The organism is Acinetobacter sp. LipI_23 (genome assembly GCF_058243045.1).
Map to the genome: position 1 here is coordinate 974,570 of NZ_JBZAYJ010000001.1, position 16,843 is coordinate 991,412.

Annotated in this window: 16 protein-coding genes and 1 other annotated feature; of the genes, 9 read left to right on the forward strand and 7 right to left on the reverse strand. The window is 40.9% G+C overall.

Annotated elements, in window-relative coordinates; translation table 11 throughout:
• Positions 1–4: 4 nt before the first annotated feature.
• Together AC4CVD_RS04855 and AC4CVD_RS04860 are read right to left on the reverse strand one after the other, a co-directional pair.
• Positions 5–913 (reverse strand): alpha/beta hydrolase family protein, encoded by a 909-nt coding sequence (locus AC4CVD_RS04855; RefSeq protein WP_114837786.1) that lies wholly within the window; start codon positions 911–913, stop codon positions 5–7.
• Positions 914–980: 67 nt separating this feature from the next.
• Positions 981–1,778, reverse strand: a complete 798-nt coding sequence (locus AC4CVD_RS04860; protein WP_004694428.1) for a crotonase/enoyl-CoA hydratase family protein — start codon at positions 1,776–1,778, stop codon at positions 981–983.
• Between the two features lie 199 nt (positions 1,779–1,977).
• Between AC4CVD_RS04860 and pnuC the strand changes: the two genes are divergently transcribed.
• The 3 genes from pnuC to AC4CVD_RS04875 all read left to right on the forward strand — a co-directional run bounded on the left by pnuC (position 1,978) and on the right by AC4CVD_RS04875 (position 3,475).
• Positions 1,978–2,553: a nicotinamide riboside transporter PnuC gene (gene pnuC / locus AC4CVD_RS04865; RefSeq protein ID WP_005399896.1), complete on the forward strand. Its 576-nt coding sequence runs from the start codon at positions 1,978–1,980 to the stop codon at positions 2,551–2,553.
• An 8-nt stretch (positions 2,554–2,561) separates the two neighbouring features.
• Complete coding sequence (locus AC4CVD_RS04870) at positions 2,562–2,831, forward strand: hypothetical protein (RefSeq protein ID WP_114837785.1); 270 nt, start codon at positions 2,562–2,564, stop codon at positions 2,829–2,831.
• 134 nt (positions 2,832–2,965) lie between these two features.
• The gene (locus tag AC4CVD_RS04875; RefSeq protein WP_490752231.1) at positions 2,966–3,475 is read left to right on the forward strand and encodes a DUF2505 family protein; all 510 of its coding nucleotides are present in this window, start codon (positions 2,966–2,968) and stop codon (positions 3,473–3,475) included.
• 70 nt (positions 3,476–3,545) lie between these two features.
• Here AC4CVD_RS04875 and AC4CVD_RS04880 read toward each other — a convergent pair whose 3' ends face one another.
• Positions 3,546–4,823: an MFS transporter gene (locus AC4CVD_RS04880; protein ID WP_114837784.1), complete on the reverse strand. Its 1,278-nt coding sequence runs from the start codon at positions 4,821–4,823 to the stop codon at positions 3,546–3,548.
• 213 nt (positions 4,824–5,036) lie between these two features.
• Between AC4CVD_RS04880 and def the strand changes: the two genes are divergently transcribed.
• Entirely contained in the window at positions 5,037–5,522 is a 486-nt protein-coding gene (gene def, locus AC4CVD_RS04885) for a peptide deformylase (RefSeq protein WP_004694417.1), read from the forward strand.
• 14 nt (positions 5,523–5,536) lie between these two features.
• On the opposite strand, the gene AC4CVD_RS04890 is transcribed toward def, so the two are convergent.
• Entirely contained in the window at positions 5,537–6,319 is a 783-nt protein-coding gene (locus AC4CVD_RS04890; RefSeq protein WP_490752233.1) for an AraC family transcriptional regulator, read from the reverse strand.
• Between the two features lie 104 nt (positions 6,320–6,423).
• Here AC4CVD_RS04890 and AC4CVD_RS04895 point away from each other — a divergent pair, with 104 nt between their 5' ends.
• Both AC4CVD_RS04895 and AC4CVD_RS04900 read left to right on the forward strand, forming a co-directional pair.
• Complete coding sequence (locus AC4CVD_RS04895) at positions 6,424–7,644, forward strand: MFS transporter (RefSeq protein WP_490752235.1); 1,221 nt, start codon at positions 6,424–6,426, stop codon at positions 7,642–7,644.
• A 136-nt stretch (positions 7,645–7,780) separates the two neighbouring features.
• Positions 7,781–8,239, forward strand: a complete 459-nt coding sequence (locus AC4CVD_RS04900; protein WP_490752237.1) for a hypothetical protein — start codon at positions 7,781–7,783, stop codon at positions 8,237–8,239.
• A 2-nt stretch (positions 8,240–8,241) separates the two neighbouring features.
• Here the strand turns inward: AC4CVD_RS04900 and AC4CVD_RS04905 are convergent, their stop codons facing one another.
• Positions 8,242–8,445, reverse strand: coding sequence for an amino acid transport protein (locus tag AC4CVD_RS04905; protein WP_148826465.1), 204 nt, complete (start codon positions 8,443–8,445; stop codon positions 8,242–8,244).
• 80 nt (positions 8,446–8,525) lie between these two features.
• Here AC4CVD_RS04905 and AC4CVD_RS04910 point away from each other — a divergent pair, with 80 nt between their 5' ends.
• Positions 8,526–8,894 carry an endonuclease domain-containing protein gene (locus AC4CVD_RS04910; RefSeq protein WP_490752239.1) on the forward strand — a complete coding sequence of 123 codons (369 nt, stop codon included), beginning with the start codon at positions 8,526–8,528 and terminating at the stop codon, positions 8,892–8,894.
• Between the two features lie 176 nt (positions 8,895–9,070).
• Positions 9,071–10,858: an AAA family ATPase gene (locus AC4CVD_RS04915; protein WP_490752241.1), complete on the forward strand. Its 1,788-nt coding sequence runs from the start codon at positions 9,071–9,073 to the stop codon at positions 10,856–10,858.
• 36 nt (positions 10,859–10,894) lie between these two features.
• Here the strand turns inward: AC4CVD_RS04915 and AC4CVD_RS04920 are convergent.
• A protein-coding gene (locus AC4CVD_RS04920; protein WP_490752243.1) for an IS3-like element ISAba19 family transposase occupies positions 10,895–12,114 on the reverse strand; the annotation gives its coding sequence in 2 pieces (ribosomal slippage) (positions 10,895–11,838 and positions 11,838–12,114; 1,221 coding nt in all).
• Positions 11,723–11,839, reverse strand: a sequence feature (AL1L pseudoknot). It overlaps the preceding gene by 117 nt.
• 20 nt (positions 12,115–12,134) lie before the next feature.
• On the opposite strand from AC4CVD_RS04920, the gene AC4CVD_RS04925 reads away from it, so the two are divergent.
• On the forward strand, positions 12,135–12,704 hold the full coding sequence (locus AC4CVD_RS04925) for a hypothetical protein (protein WP_490752245.1): 570 nt from the start codon (positions 12,135–12,137) through the stop codon (positions 12,702–12,704).
• A 147-nt stretch (positions 12,705–12,851) separates the two neighbouring features.
• Here AC4CVD_RS04925 and metH read toward each other — a convergent pair whose 3' ends face one another.
• Positions 12,852–16,538, reverse strand: coding sequence for a methionine synthase (metH, locus tag AC4CVD_RS04930; protein WP_490752247.1), 3,687 nt, complete (start codon positions 16,536–16,538; stop codon positions 12,852–12,854).
• Positions 16,539–16,843 lie beyond the last annotated feature (305 nt).

Below are 16,843 nucleotides of genomic sequence, written 5' to 3' on the forward strand. Positions count from 1 at the left end.
AGCTTTAACGTTCCGTAGTGGTTGGTAATGATAAATAGCCATTGAAAGTGTTCAGCATATCTTCCCAGATGGCTTCGGCCCCTTGGCGGAAATATCCCATGTGTCCAATTTCTTTCAAGCCATAGTCACTGGCTTCAATATTGAGATAATGCATGTTCGCATGCTGATAATGCTGCATAAATGCGTGCCTTGAGTTGGGTAAAGCCCAGTCATCATCCAGTGCTGAAACAGCATAGATTGGAGTTTTGACCTGTGCATATTGTTCCTGCAAGTGTTGCTGATCTGGATCTGCAAAAAAGTAGGTCGGATTTTTACACCATTTTCGCCACTGTGTGTAGACATCCACAGGTAAATCGGTACCCATTTTAAGCAGGCTCCAAGGCAGATAGCCCTTTAGTGCAACCATCGGGGGGAAAATAATATTCCACATGACATGTACTTTCATTTTCTCCCGAAACGGCATATAGCCATGCCAACCCGCACCCGTGCCAAAGCAATACATCGCAGTGACTTGGTCATGGTTGTGGGTTAAACCGAGTGCTTGGCCTCCATAAGAGTGTCCAACCACAAAAATAGGTTTGCCATCTTTGCGGATAGAGTCAATGGCAGCCGACAAGTCTAGCTGCCCCCAGTCCAAATAGGACATGCCGAAACCTTTGAGTTGCTTCGGTGCAGAAAGCCCCACACCACGATAATCAAAAGTTAGGACTTGATAACCTAGCGCTACTGCATACTCGGCAAAGCGGCGATAAAACTGCTGTGGTACACCTGTTGCACTGGCAACAATGATGTTGGCTTTGATCGGCTCAGATGAACGATAACGTGTACCAACGAGTACATAACCATCGGTTGCTGAAAATTTTACAGTTTGTTTCTCTATTGGGGTCGAATCTAAATGGGCGGTGGCTTGCATTATCGTTTCTTCTTTTTTGTTAAATACTAAAGTGGGTTCCAGACTTTTAAGTTTTATTGCCCTTGCTTTACTGTCCCTTAAACTGAGCAGGGCGGCGTTGCAGCATTGCCATGACACCTTCTTGGACATCTTGGGTTTTGAGTAGCGGGCTGAGGTGCTCTTGTAAATGTGCAAAGGCATAGTCTGCGCCATGTTGTACTGCTTGTTGTGCAGAAGCCAGCGTGGCTTGAACGGCGAGTGGAGCAGCATGTGCAATTGATTCTGCAAGGGCCAATGCTCGTTCTAATGCAGCATTTGGCGTGGATGCTTCTACGACCTCGGTAATTAAATTGAGATCGAAAGCTACTTGAGCATTGAAGCTGTCACCTGTGAGTAGATAGCGCATAGCCTTGTTCCAACCCGCCGCTTGTACAAAGCGAACCGTTGCACCGCCAAAGGGTAAAATACCGCGCTGCACTTCCATTTGGGCAAATTGTGTATTGGCATCGGCAATCACCACATCGGCATTGAGCATCAGTTCAATTCCCGCGGTAAAACAAAAGCCTTGGAGTGCCACAACCACGGGTTTGGTACGAGGTCTTGAACTGGTGCCCCAAGGGTTAATTTGTGACGCGGGAAAGTCGAAAACGCCTGCAGTGAGTTTGGGTTGCAACTCAACCAAATCAAGCCCAGCTGTAAAGTGTTCCCCGTGTGCAAAAATCACGGCACAGCGCAGTGAAGGATCATCCTCATATTCGGTGAGGGCCAGTGATAAGTCATGAATCATATGACTATCGAAAGCATTGCGCTTGGCTGCGCGATCTAAACCAATTAAAAATAACGAACCGCGAACTTCGCGACTGACACGACCTTGTTGTTCTGACATTTTGATTATTCCTACATCGTTTTATAAGTTTTTAAACGATTGTTAGAAAACTGTCAAAACTTATGCGTATTCATTCTGTGACTCGATAGTTTGATCCGATTCCCCGAAAAAAGAGCGACGTTTAGATTGAGCGGAATTGTCTTGCCTTTATTGAGTTTTTTTTCATAATAGCAGCACTTCTTTGAATACCAGTTGAACCATGTCTAGCCTTGAAATATTTGCAGTCATCATTAGCTTAATTGGGGTGACGTTGACCATTAAGCGCAATATGTGGTGTTGGTGGTTTAACTTCGCTGCTTTCTTGTTATATGCCTATTTGTTTTATACCTATAAGTTGTATGGCGAAACCATTTTGCAGTTTTTCTTTGTAGTGGTGAACTTTTACGGTTTTTATCACTGGCTCAAAGGTAAACAACAAGATCATGAGATTCGGATTGAACCGATTACAGCTCGGCAAGTGATTTTGCAAATGCTACTTGCCGCTGCGGCTGGTGCAGTATTTGGTTTGAGCTTAAAGTATTTGACCGATGCTGCTGTACCGCTATTGGATGCGCAGCTCGCAGCGTTTAGTCTGTTGGCGACCTATTGGACCAGTCGTAAACATATTGCGACGTGGGTGCTGTGGGTATTTGTTGATATTGTTTATGTTGGTATGTTTATCTATAAAGATTTGTTCCTAACCGCGGCTTTATATGCAGGCTTTGTTGGCTTGGCAGCTTTTGGCTGGTGGCAATGGACTCAGGTACGCCATAAACAACAGCTAAAAAGTGTTTAGGCTAGGTAATGTTGATTGATTTTAAACACGCACAATTGGCTCAATTTGAGTCGGTCATCGAACGGTTAAAGGGAAGTCCAAAGCAATATTTGGACTTTGCTTCGGTTGCGGATTTTTATCAGGCCACTTGGTTGGGTGATTTACCCAGCAGTGCAAGTTGGGCGGTTACAGGACTGGATGATGGGGCCGAGCATTTTGATATTCGCTTGGCCTGTTTTGAGCGCGTGGTTTTTATTTATATTGCAGATGATATTGTCATACAGAATGGTGCACATTGATATCTAGATCACGGTATAGTCGGTGCTGGATCATCGTCTATATTTGAGCTTTCTACAGGATGACGAGATCCAGTTTTTCAGTCCTGATCAGGGCATGGATGTTTACAAAAACAAAAAATAAAGGATTTAATGTTATGGCACATCAGTTTGTAGTCAATGCCACCATCAACGGTGTTTCGTTGGATGACTTCCGTCGACTCGCAGCCAATATCAGCTTACATGAAAATGTTTGTCGTCGTATTCCTGGGGAGAAGTTGGAAATTTTGGAGTCGAATAAAGTTGGCGATATTTATACCCTTAAGCGCGCGTATAATTTGGATGTCAATATTCCCGATATTGCGAAGAAATTTCTAAAAAATGCATTTCGTTTACAACGTACCGACGTCAGCAATTTAGTTGTGCTCAGCTCGGAAGTCCGTTTAGACCCTAACCTACCTTTAGAAGCTGTGTGCCAACGTAGTGTATCGGGTAATGATAAGCAGATTCACTTTCAACTGGAATGGAAGGTAAAAGTGAAAGTGCCATTAATTGGCGGTATGTTAGAAAAACATGCTGAAGGCGAAATTCGTAAGTTTAGCCAAATCGAGCTTGATATTGTGGAAGATGAACTGCGCCAAAATCTGCATGCAGAAACCTTAAGCTAAAGGCTTTGACCTCATGTTTTCAAAGTAGCTTGCATAAAAAGAAACCCTTCGATTGAAGGGTTTTATCATTTTAGTGCTTCGTCTCGAACCGAGTTCGATAAACCAAAGCTGTGAAGAAGCAAACCAAACAGACCAGCCAAATATAATACATCGCGCCAATGTTGCTATAGAGACTGAGCCATTGAACCAAAGGCAGTGTGATGCCTCCTGCAATAGCATAGGCGACATTGTAGGAAAACGAAATGCCCGAAAAGCGGATTGGAGCAGGGAACATTTTGACCATGCTATAGGACACAAGCCCTACCGTGCCTGAAAAGAATCCCAAAAGCATATACAGTGCAAACACCGTAGTTGGACTGACCGCACCTAAACTGTGATAGAAAATGGTTGCGATAGCGGCGACACCGAGCGAGCCAAAAATCAAGACCTTGGCTGCACCAAAACGATCTGCCAATGTCCCAGCGAGTATACATCCCAACATTTGCATGATGATCGCAGCACTTTGCATTTGAAAAGCATCGCTACGTTCAAATCCAAAGGCACCCGTCAGTAAGTTTGGCATGGCTAAAATTAGGACTACCACACAAGCAGTTAAGAACCAGGTCAAGAGCATGCCAATCACCACGGCGGTTTTATGGCTGCCTAAGACTTGTTTCACCGGCATTTCTTTAGACAGCTCTTTACGTGCTTGGATGGCTTTGAATACAGGCGTTTCTTTCAAATAACTACGTAAATACAAGGCCACTAAGCCAAAAATACCGCCCACAATAAAGGGAATACGCCATGCCCAATCATGTATAGCTGCTTCACTAAACTGAAGAGAAATGAACAGTGACATTAAAGCACCGAGCAAGATGCCGAGAGACAAACCTGCTGTGAGCAAGCCATTGGCAAAACCAATTTTTTCAGATGGGACATGTTCGGAAACAAATGTCCATGCCGCTGGAATTTCTCCACCAATTGCAATGCCTTGTATCACTCGCATAAGGAGCAAAAGCAGCGGCGCAGCATACCCAATTGTTTCAAAAGTTGGCATGACCCCGATCATGAGGGTGGGTAAAGCCATGAGTAAAATAGACAAACTAAAGAGTCGCTTACGACCAATGAGGTCACCAAAGTGAGCCATGACCACCCCGCCAAGTGGACGGAAGAAGTAACCTGCGGCAAAAATACCGTAAGTATTTAGCATGGCCCAAAATGGGCTGAGCCCTGCGGGAAAGAATAGCTCAGAAATAATTTTGGCGTAAAAAACATAAATAACAAAGTCATAGAACTCAAGTGCACCACCGAGTGATGACAGCCCAAGGGTACGTTTGTCTTCTCTGGTCAAACGTGGTGTTGCATCCATGCGTATATTTCCAAAGCTGAATAAAGGTTTATATTTGATTTTAAAGAAGTCTTTTTTGAATGAATAATCAATCTTTTTTTACTGGGTTTGAACTAAAAATTATACATGAATCAACATTGTTGATTTGACGGTCAACGTAAATTTATAACGCAGGCGAGATAAAAAGCTTATGATATAAAAAGAATAAATAGGTATAAAAATTAGGATTTGTGTATGAGTGTCATTTTACCTGTTGCACAACGTGGTGAAGATATTTTAAGACTCAAAGCTGCTCGCGTCGCAGATGCAGAATTTAATAGCGACTGGCTCATGCAGTTGGCTTCTGCCATGATTGCGACCATGTTAGAGCGGAGCGGTGTGGGCATTGCTGCACCACAAGTCTATATTTCAAAGCGGGTCATTATTGTGGCTTCACGGCCAAATTTACGCTATCCCGATGCACCAGAAATGGACGCCGTGGTCATGGTCAATCCTGAAATTTTAGAGTTTTCGCAAGCAACGACCTTAGGTGAAGAAGGCTGTTTAAGTGTGCCGAATGAACGCGGTCAGGTACAGCGTGCGCAAAGCATTAAGGTGCTGTATCACACTTTGACTGGTGAAGTAATGGAAAGCACTTTTGAAGGTTTTCCTGCGCGCATAGTGCAGCATGAAATCGACCATCTAAATGGTATTTTATTTGTCGATCGCCTGAGTGCTTAGTCACGAGTGTCATTTTATTCATCTTTATATTTAAACTGTTGCGGGGTCTGTCCTAAATGACGTTTAAACATGCTACTAAACGCACTTGGATTGCTATAGCCAAGAGATCTTGCAATCTGCGCAACAGATTCACCACTGGCAATTTTACTTAAGGCATGGGCAATATGCATTTGCTGAACCCATGCCCGATAAGACAGCCCGGTTTCCTTTTGAAATATGCGCATCAAGGTTCTGGAGCTGGTGCCAATTTCATCAGCCCATGTGCTTAAATCTTTTAACTGATCGGGTGCACTTAACAGCGCTTGGCAAATATTCATTAAGCGTTTGTCTTGTGGCCACGGAATTTGAATCGGCAACAGATTGGCTTTATGAATTTCATCAAAAATTAAAATCTGTAAAGATCGAGACAGTTCATCAGAGCTGATCAGCTCGGAGGGTGGAATGTGTTCAATCGCATTGAGCCGAATGAGCAGTTCATGCAATAACTTGCTGACCCGAATAATAAAACAATGTTGCCCCAGCAGTGCAGCCGCATCGGCTTGAACCAATGCAGTATTGAGTTTAACTCGGCTTAATGAAATCACACTGTGCTCAACATGGTTTGGAATCCATAGCGCACACATCGGCGGCACGATCCAGACATGATTCGGGGTGAACACTTGAATCATCCCTGTCGAAGCATACAGAAACTGCGCCCGCGAATGTGTATGCGCAGGGGTAATCTCTCGATAGGTATGCTCAGAAGAGAGTCCAATCACCAATTCGGACATTTCGGTTTGAATCAGAGAATTTGGCATGTGTGGTTTAAATTTGTCGGTTATACAATGATTATTGGAAGATAGTCTTATGAGTGACATTTTACAATCAATGCCTGATGAAAAATACATGGAGTTTGCGAGGTATGTCGTCTTCAATTCAAATGAAAGAAGGTATGGGCGAAGCTACGATCAATGAGCAACAACAAGGCATGATCATAAAAGTGGTGGGAGCTGTGGCGGTTGCACATCTGCTCAATGACTTGATTCAAGCCGTTTTGCCAGCCATTTATCCGATGCTGAAAACCAATTTTTCCTTAAGCTTTGCGCAAGTGGGACTGATTTCATTGGTGTATCAAATTACGGCATCGCTACTGCAACCTTGGATTGGACTCTATACCGACAAGCATCCGAAACCTTATCTATTGCCACTCGGCATGGTAGTGACTTTTAGCGGCATTTTACTGTTGGCTTTTTCTCCGAATTTTATTGTACTGCTCATGGCTTCGGCATTGATTGGTGTCGGGTCTTCAACCTTTCATCCTGAAGCCTCACGTGTGGCGAGAATGGCTTCGGGTGGGCGCTTTGGCACAGCACAATCGACTTTTCAGGTCGGTGGCAATACAGGTACAGCGATTGGGCCTTTATTGGCGGCGCTGATCATTGTCCCGTTTGGACAGCATGCCGTGGCATGGTTGATTGTATTTGCCTTACTGGCGATTTGGGTGCTATTCGGTGTCAGCCGTTGGAGCATCAGCCACAGTAAAAAACAGTTGGCAGCACGTGCGCATCAAGTGCAAAGCAAACTACATGGGCGTCAACTCGTCATCGCGCTGTCGACCATTTGTGTGTTGATGTTTGCCAAATTTACGTACATCGCCAGCATCAGTAACTATTTCACTTTTTATTTAATGCACAAGTTTCAGCTCAGTTTACAAAGCGCACAGTTGCATTTGTTTGCCTTTTCGGCGGCGGTGGCTTTAGGTACATTTGCAGGAGGACCGATTGGAGACCGAATTGGGCGTAAAGCGGTGATTTGGGTGTCTTTTGTCGGCATGGCGCCATTTGCGTTGATGATGCCACATGCCAATCTATTTTGGACGACCATCTTGTCGGTGATCATCGGCTTAGTCATGTCTTCTGCCTTTGCCGCAATGGTGGTCTATGCTCAAGAAGCCGTTCCGGGACGAGTTGGCATGATTGCAGGGCTCATGTTTGGTTTAATGTTTGGCGTAAGCGGGATTGCCGCAGCAGGGTTGGGCTATTTGGCTGACCTCAAAGGCATTGAATGGGTATTTGGTGTGTGTTCGTTATTGCCTTTACTCGGTTTGGCGACCTTCTTTTTACCGAAGACTCAAGCAAACTAACGGAATACGGCTGACCTTCAGTTTTAATCGCGCTATCTTATAAAACGAAGATGGCGTGATTGTATTTGGGCCTGATGATTATTGTTATGTATAAATGCACTAGGGTTGTGTGTTTTGATTTTAGAGGATTGATGTAATGACTGATCCGAATGGTGTACTCAAATTTTCATTAGGACTAGACCAACTTTCATTTGAAATGGATGGACAGCGTATCCTGCTAGATCAAGGTTTAAGCTTTATACAGTCAAAGAGTATGCGTCATGGGTTGCTGGATGAACTTGCGATTGAGTCGATGATTTATGTGATTGAAGAGCTTTTAGAATCCGTTCAGATGAAGTATGCCCAACCTAAGACCGCCATGACTTCAGATGTATTATTCCAAAAGGTTTTAGCATTATTTTTTTCAGATCAGCAGCAGATTGACCGTGTGCAACTTGAAAGTGCTTTCAATACATTTGTTGAGCGCAGGGAATACTATGTGTCTAAGGTGGCTGATGACGGTCTTTCTAGTTTGATTTATTTTATTGTACTACGGGAGATGATGCATCACTGGAATGTGGTGGAGATTCAATTCGAACAACTTGATTTTGAATGATATTAAAAACGTAAAAAATAGGGAGCAGCAGATAAAAGTAAGCCGATACCATCTAGTAATGCGTTACTTTCAATAAAGTAAGGGAAAACCATTAAAACCAGACCGACTACAAAGGGTACGGTCATTTTTTGTTTTTTGCCATAGAGAAAATAGCCTAAACCAATTGAACTAAAGATTACACCGAGGAAAAGTTGGGTTGAATTCATGATGATGTTTCGTGCATTGTCATTTTCTGCTAGATATTATGCCAAGATTCTTAAAAGAATATTTAAAAAAGAGCATCGTAATGCAACCCTACAATAAGAACTTAAAACAGCCATCTCGTGATTTACGTAATAATATGACTGATGCTGAACAACTATTATGGCAGAGATTAAGACGTAAACAGATTTTAGGGCTACAGTTTTATAGACAGAAGCCGATTCTCAATTTTATCGTCGATTTTTATTGTCCTGCTGCAAATTTGGTGATTGAGTGTGATGGTGGGCAGCATTACACAGCAGAAGGGTTGGAGGCTGATCGGGCGAGGGATCAAGCTTTGGCGCAGTTGGGGTTGAACGTGCTGAGGTTTGATAATAGGCAGATTTTGACTGAGATTGATGGGGTGGTTGAGAAGATTTATTGTGTTGTTAACCTAAGATTGGAATCCCCCTAAATCCCCCTTTTTCTAAGGGGGATTTGTCGTGAATTTGATGATGGCGTTTGATACGTGAGGCTCCCTCCTTTTTAAAGTAGGGGGTGGGGAGGATTTAAAATATTTAAATGAAATTTATTAGTTTTTTTCTAATTATTGTATAGAATTAATTCAAAATTTTAAAAAGAGAAGATTCAGTGTTTACGAAAATTATTAAATTAGAGAATGTAAAACAATGGCAACATACTGGTAGTAAAGGTGGTTCAGAGAATGATTTTGGTAAGTTAAATTTAATTTACGGAAGGAATGGAGCTGGAAAATCGACACTAACAAAAATTCTAGACTTAATTAATAAAAGAGATATAGCAAAGATCAAGAAATTAGCTCCCTTGGAGACGGAAAAAGAACCCTTGTTTAATTTTATAGTCAAGGGTAAAAACATTACATTGACTACTTTAGACCAAGCTCCTGAATTCCATATTTTCAATCAAGATTTTGTAGATGAAAACTTATATTCTTCAAATGGAGTGGAAAGCTCTCAGTTAGTAAACTATTATGATTTTTGTTTGGGAAAAGTATCAGTTGATAAACAAAAAGAAGTTGATAAATTAAAAAGTGAAATAACTACTTTAACAACTTTAATGCAGCCATTGGAAGCAAAGCTAAAGTCACAGTTTGGTAATAAAACTATAGAACAGATAAGAAAAATTAAATTTCAAGAGAATATTGATTTAGAAATTGATAAATTAAATGAAAAACTACACGATCAAAAATCAGTTAATTTGTATAGACAAAGGAAAAGGCTCACATTATTAAGTTTTGTTACTCCATCTTTTGATAAAAATATATTTGAATCTAAATTAGAGAAGATATCTCAAGTTGCTCAACAAAAAGTCACTCAGCATATGAGTGAACATTTAAAAAAAGAAGATGAGCATTGGATCAAAGATGGTCTAGATTTAGTTACTGATACTAATAGTTGTCCATTTTGTGCTCAGAACTTAAATAACTCACCTATCTTTAGTTTTTATAGTGAGTTTATAACTGAATCGTATAAACAAGCTTGTGATGATTTTGAACTAAAAAAATATCCAAATTTTGAGAAAAAAGCATATGAAATTGGAATACGAATTGATGAATTAAAAGTAATAATAGTTACAAATATTGATCTGATGCAAATATGGGCAGATAGGATAGAGACATTAGATTTTACTTATGAATTAAAGGCATTGGAAAATGCTTACAAGCTTTTCTTTCATGAAGTAAGAAATCTGATCGAGAAGAAAGAAAAAGATATTTTAGTAAATGTTAATTTTGATAAGTTCGATCAACTTTTGAAAGTTGTTTATGAAGAATCTAATTTTACTGATTATAATGATAAAGTTTCGTTATTTAATCAAAGAGTTGATGAGTATTTGGCTACTTTATCTAAAGATGAGAGTAAAGATATTAATCAAAAAATTACAGATTTAAGGTTTTCAAAGTTGCGTTTTTCAAATGAAGTAATTTCTGATTTAGACAATTTTAGTCAATATAAGATAGATAAAGATGCTAAAACAAAATCGATGACTGAATTACGAGATTTGGTTCTAGAAGAACAACAGATTCTTATTGAGAAGTATAAAGATGGAATCAACGAATTATTAAAGAAATTTAATTCAATGATTAGGCTTAGTAAGTTCGAAAAAGATAACAAAGGGCATAGAGGTGCAAGCCGTATATCTTACGGAATTACATTTTTAGATCAGGAACTATCAATTTTAAGTCATAATGAGATAATTTTCGATAGAGTTTTAAGTTCTGGAGATAAATCAGCCTTAGCCCTTGCTTTTTTTCTATCTAAATTTAAGGATGAAAATTTCGAACCGTCAATCATATTTTTTGATGATCCAATGAGTTCATTAGACGAGCATAGAAGGATGGCTACGATTCAAGAAATTCAGTACTTGGTTGAAAGAGAGTTTCAAGCCTTTGTTTTAAGTTGAACCGTACCGGGTTTGTCGGAGATTTTTTTATTTAAGTTAGGCCACCTGACCTAACGGGTTAATCTTATCATAGTACATTGCTTCAAACTCAAAAGGCGATACATAACCCAGTGCACTGTGTACACGCTTTTTATTGAACCAATATACCCAGTTTAGTGTCGCAAGTTGTACATCTGCTAAACCTTGCCAATCTGCTTTTAAATATTCAATCACCTCTGTTTTGTATAAGCCATTCACCGTTTCAGCCAGAGCATTATCGTATGAATCACCAGTTGTACCGACTGATGCTCGTAAATTTGCAGCTTCTAAACGATTGGTATAGCGAATAGAAAGATATTGAACACCTCTATCTGAATGATGAATCACATTCTTAGGCATACCTCGATCGTGCAATGCTTGCTCCAATGCATCGAGCACCATATCTGTATTCATCCGTGTAGATACTTTCCATCCAACAATTGCTCGTGAGAACACATCAATAACAAATGCGGTATATACCCAGCCTGAATGAGTTTGAATATACGTAAAGTCACCCACCCATAGTTGGTTTGGATGATCAGCATTAAAATTACGTTTCACTAAATCATCTGCCCGTTTTTGGTCATCTCGGTTACGAGTAGTTTGTTTATTCTTACCACGCCAAACACCTTGTATACCTAGCTTTTGCATCAATCGAGCAACTGTACAGCGTGCAATAATATAGCCTTCACGTTTTAATTTTTGCCAGACTTTACGTACACCATATCGACCTGAACTTTCCTTCCAAATTCGTTTAATTTGTTCAGCATGATGCAAGTCATGTAAATCTCGTTTCGCTCGATGTTCTGGATTGTCCGCGAGATCTAAAGTCCGGTAATAGGTTGAAGGTGCGATAGGTAAAATTCTACAAATCGCTTCAACACCATATCGATCTTTATTGTTATGGATAAAATCCACCATTATTTGTGTGGGCGGTCGAGCTCCGCCTGGGCGAAAAAAGCGGCTGCTTTGCGTAGAATTTCATTGGCACGTTTTAATTCTTTAATTTCACGTTCCATTTGCTTCATTTTTTCTTGGTCAGATATCTGTTGTACTTTGGCAGGATTTAGTTGATCCAGATGCTTTAAATACCAAACACGCAATGTTTCAGGAGTACAACCGATTTTAGGAGCAATAGCTGTGATTGCTGCCCAAGTAGAAGGATAATCTTTTTCAGATTCAATTAGTAATTGAACCGCTCTTTCTCTGATTTCAGGGGTATATTTTAATTTTGTCATCGGGATAGTTTCTCAGAATATTGACTCTCCGACAAACCCGGTACGGTTCAAGTCATGATCCATTTTTTCTTTCAGATATAAATAAATTAAGTGCTATTTCAAAATTTGCGAAGTGTTATGAAGTTGAAACTAGATTAATAGATTTTGATCCTTTAGATGCAAATAGTAATAAAGTCTGTAATAGTAAATTAGTTGTGCGCCAAAATTTTGACTCTTATGTTTTACATTCTTATTATCAGGAATATTATAAGCTTTGGGACTTTGTTCATGCTGGAAAAGAGGAACAAAAAGCTGAAATAGCAAGATCTTTGCGGCCAATTCTTGAAGCATATTTAAGATTTCTATTTCCAAAGACTTTTACTGAGGATCTCTGGCTAGGAAATATGATTACAATGATCAGAGAAGAAAAAAATGTAAAAAGCCCTTTATTTGATAAAAATCAAAGATTGGCTGAAATTCAGTCAATCAATGAATTTTCGAAAACTTATCATCATGCTGATGGCTTTGATACTTGTATTCAAGGTATAGACTTCTCGACTTTGCATGGTTATGCAAAAGATACCTTGAGGTTTATAACAGGAATTAATTAACAATCCTTCTCAACCTCCCTTCTTACACTTCGTTTTAAAGTAGTACTTTAAAACTTGTTCAAGGATAAACTGTCACGTAATTTATTTAATCACATGACATTTCCCCTCTTTGAAAAAGAGGGGCTAGGGGAGATTTTTTATTCTAAATTAAACAATAGAATCATCTAAATTCGGTGCTAACCAACGCTTCGCTACATCCAGTGTCCAGCCTTTACGTTTTGCATAATCTTCAAGCTGATCTTGAGAAATCTTGCCCACGTTAAAGTATTCACTTTCAGGGTGTGAATAATAGAAACCACTGACAGAAGAAGGGGGCATCATTGCAAAGTGTTCAGTCAATTTCGTACCAATCTTCGCTTCTGAACCTAACCAGTCAAATAACACTGCTTTTTCAGAATGCTCAGGACAAGCAGGGTAACCTGGTGCAGGACGAATACCGACATACTTTTCTTTGATTAACTCTTCATTGCCCAAAGTCTCATCAGCTTTATAGCCCCAAAACTCTTTACGGATACGCTCATGCAAATGCTCCGCAAATGCTTCGGCAAAACGATCCGCTAAAGACTGGATCAAGATTGCAGAATAATCATCACCTTTGGCTTTATATTCATTCGCCAATTCTTCTGCACCAAAGATTGATACCGTGAAACCACCGAGATAGTCGGTATTGTCTTTAGAGGTGCTAATAAAGTCGGCTAAAGATAAATTCGGTTTGCCTGTGACTTTGTCAGATTGCTGACGCAAGTGTTCAAAAGTATGCGTAACCTTCTGCGCTGTTTCGTCAAACACGCTGACTGTATCTGCACCTGTACGTTGAGCAGGGTATAGACCAAATACAGCACGAGCATCGAAACGATTATTCTCGATCACATCTTTGAGCATGGCTTGTGCTTGATTATACAAATCCGTTGCAGCTTCACCGACAATCTCATCTTCTAAGATTTTCGGGAATTTACCTGCCAAGCTCCAAGAAATAAAGAATGGTGTCCAGTCAAAATACTCCACCAATGTTGCAAGTGGGTAGTTGGTCAGTACATGTGTTCCCATTGTATTTGGAATTGGTGGCACATAATTCACATCGACTTTAAAGCCATTTTCGATTGATTCGGCATAGCTGAGTTTGGCTGCTTTTGGTTGCTTATTGGCTAAACGTTCACGAATCTTGGCATATTCAGCACGATGCTCGGCAATAAAATTACCGCGCATTTCTTTCGAGAGTAGGGTAGTTGCCACACCGACTGCACGAGAAGCATCGGCGACATAAATCACTGCATCATTGGAATATTGCGGGTCAATTTTGACTGCGGTATGCGCTTTAGAGGTGGTCGCACCACCAATCAACAATGGAATGTTGAAGCCTTTACGTTGCATTTCTTTGGCAACAAACACCATTTCATCTAAAGATGGGGTAATCAAACCAGATAAACCGATGATGTCACATTTTTCATCAATCGCGGTTTGCAAGATTTTTTCCGCAGGTACCATTACACCAAGGTCAACGATGTCATAGCCATTACAACCCAAGACCACGCCCACGATATTCTTACCAATATCATGTACGTCACCTTTTACGGTTGCCATCAAAACACGGCCTTTAGATTGTGCATTGCCTTTTTCGGCTTCGATGTACGGGTTCAGCCATGCCACAGCTTGTTTCATCACGCGTGCAGATTTTACTACTTGCGGTAAGAACATTTTACCCGAACCGAATAGATCACCGACCACGTTCATACCATCCATCAATGCGCCTTCAATGACATCAAGAGGACGTTTGGCTTTGAGGCGGGCTTCTTCGGTATCTTCGTCGATATAGGTAGTGATGCCTTTTACTAGTGCGTATTCAAGACGCTTTTCAACCGACTCATTCCGCCATTCAAGATTTTCAGCTTCACGCTGCGCGCCACTATGACCACGGAATTTTTCTGCCACTTCAAGCAATTTTTCTGTGGCGTTTTGACCTGATTCACCTTGGTTTTGGTTCAGTACAACATCTTCAACCGCATCTTTCAGTTCTTTTGGAATATCGTCATAAATCGCCATTTGACCCGCGTTCACGATACCCATGGTCATGCCTTGCTTAATGGCATAGTAAAGGAACACCGAGTGAATCGCTTCACGTACAGGTTCATTACCACGGAAGGAGAAGGAGACGTTAGAGACACCACCCGAGATCATGGCATGCGGTAGGTTCTGTTTGATCCAACCTGTGGCTTCAATAAAATCGACGCCATAGTTGTTGTGTTCTTCAATCCCTGTTGCCACTGCAAACACGTTCGGGTCAAAAATAATATCTTCAGCGGGGAAGCCAACATCATTGACTAAAACATCATAAGAACGCTTACAGATTTCACGCTTGCGTTCTGCGGTATCTGCCTGACCAGTTTCATCGAAGGCCATGACAATAATCGCTGCACCGTACTGACGGCATAAACGTGCTTTTTCGACAAACTCGTCATAACCTTCTTTTAAGGAAATTGAGTTCACGACAGCCTTACCTTGAACACACTTTAGGCCTGCTTCAATGATTTCCCATTTTGATGAGTCAATCATGATCGGTACACGAGAGATATCAGGCTCAGATGCAACTAAATTGAGGAAATGCACCATCGCATTTTGCGAATCGAGCATCCCTTCATCCATGTTGATATCAATAATTTGTGCGCCAGCAACGACTTGTTGTTGTGCAACTTCTAAAGCTTCAGCAAATTTTTCTTCACGGATTAAGCGTAGGAACTTTTTTGAACCTGTAACGTTGGTACGTTCACCGACGTTAACAAACAGGGAATCATCATAAATATTAAAGGGTTCTAAACCACTGAGACGACATGCAGGTCTGGTTTCTGGAATCTGACGTGGCTGAATGTCTTTAACTGCATTGTAAATGGCACGGATATGATCAGGCGTCGTACCACAGCAACCGCCTGTAATATTGATCAAACCACTTTCTGCAAATTCTTTAATGAAGGCTGCGGTTTGCTCTGGGGTTTCATCATATTCACCAAAGGCATTTGGTAAACCTGCGTTTGGATGGGCAGAGACGAATGTATCAGCAACATCAGCAATGGTTTTAACGTGTGGGCGCATGGCATCCGCACCGAGCGCACAGTTAAAACCAATTGAGAGTAAATCCCCATGACGCACCGAGTTCCAGAACGCTTCTGCGGTTTGACCTGTAAGAGTACGACCGGATGCATCGGTAATGGTACCTGAAATCATCAACGGCAGTTCATGACCAAGTTGTTTGAATACTTCTTTAACAGCAAAGATCGCCGCTTTGCAGTTTAATGTATCAAATACGGTTTCGATCAAGAGGATGTCTGCACCACCTTCGATTAAGGCATGGGTTGCTTCAATGTAGTTTTCTTTGAGTTCGTCAAAGGTGATGTTACGGAACGCTGGGTCATTTACATTTGGTGAAATAGAACAAGTACGTGAGGTTGGGCCAAGTACGCCTGCAACAAAACGTGGTTTATCTGGGGTTGAATATTTGTCGCATGCTGCACGCGCTAAACGTGCTGCTTCACGGTTGATCTCTGGAACGAGGTCTTCCATGTGGTAGTCCGACATCGAAACACGTGTGCCGTTAAAGCTGTTGGTTTCAATAATGTCTGCACCCGCATCCAAATAAGCTTCATGAATGCCTTGAATAATTTGTGGCTGAGTCAACACCAAAAGGTCATTGTTGCCTTTGAGGTCAGAAGCCCAATCTACAAAGCGCTCACCACGATAATCTTCTTCTTCGAGCTTGTGACGCTGAATCATGGTACCCATTGCACCATCGATAATAAGGATGCGCTCGGCAAGAAGTGCTTTTAAGGTGGCAAGTGTAGACATTCAAAACTCACAAACAGGTTTTCAAAACGTGCAATATTTTAGCAGAAAAGCAGGTTGATTGATGCCTAATTCAAGTGGTATTGGCTATATGGCAAATAAAAAAGGCTGATTTAGCTTTAGTTTTCACGAAAGTGAAATATAGAACCGCTATGTTAATAGATCAGAATAAATAGAGATGAAAAAATATTGATTAGAGCAGATTGTTACAGACAGTACAGCCAAATGTAAGAAAATAATTCAGCGTAATCCGCACCGAAAAATTAAATTTTGAGCCAGCACAGTGCGTTCAAAGCCTATAGGTGATT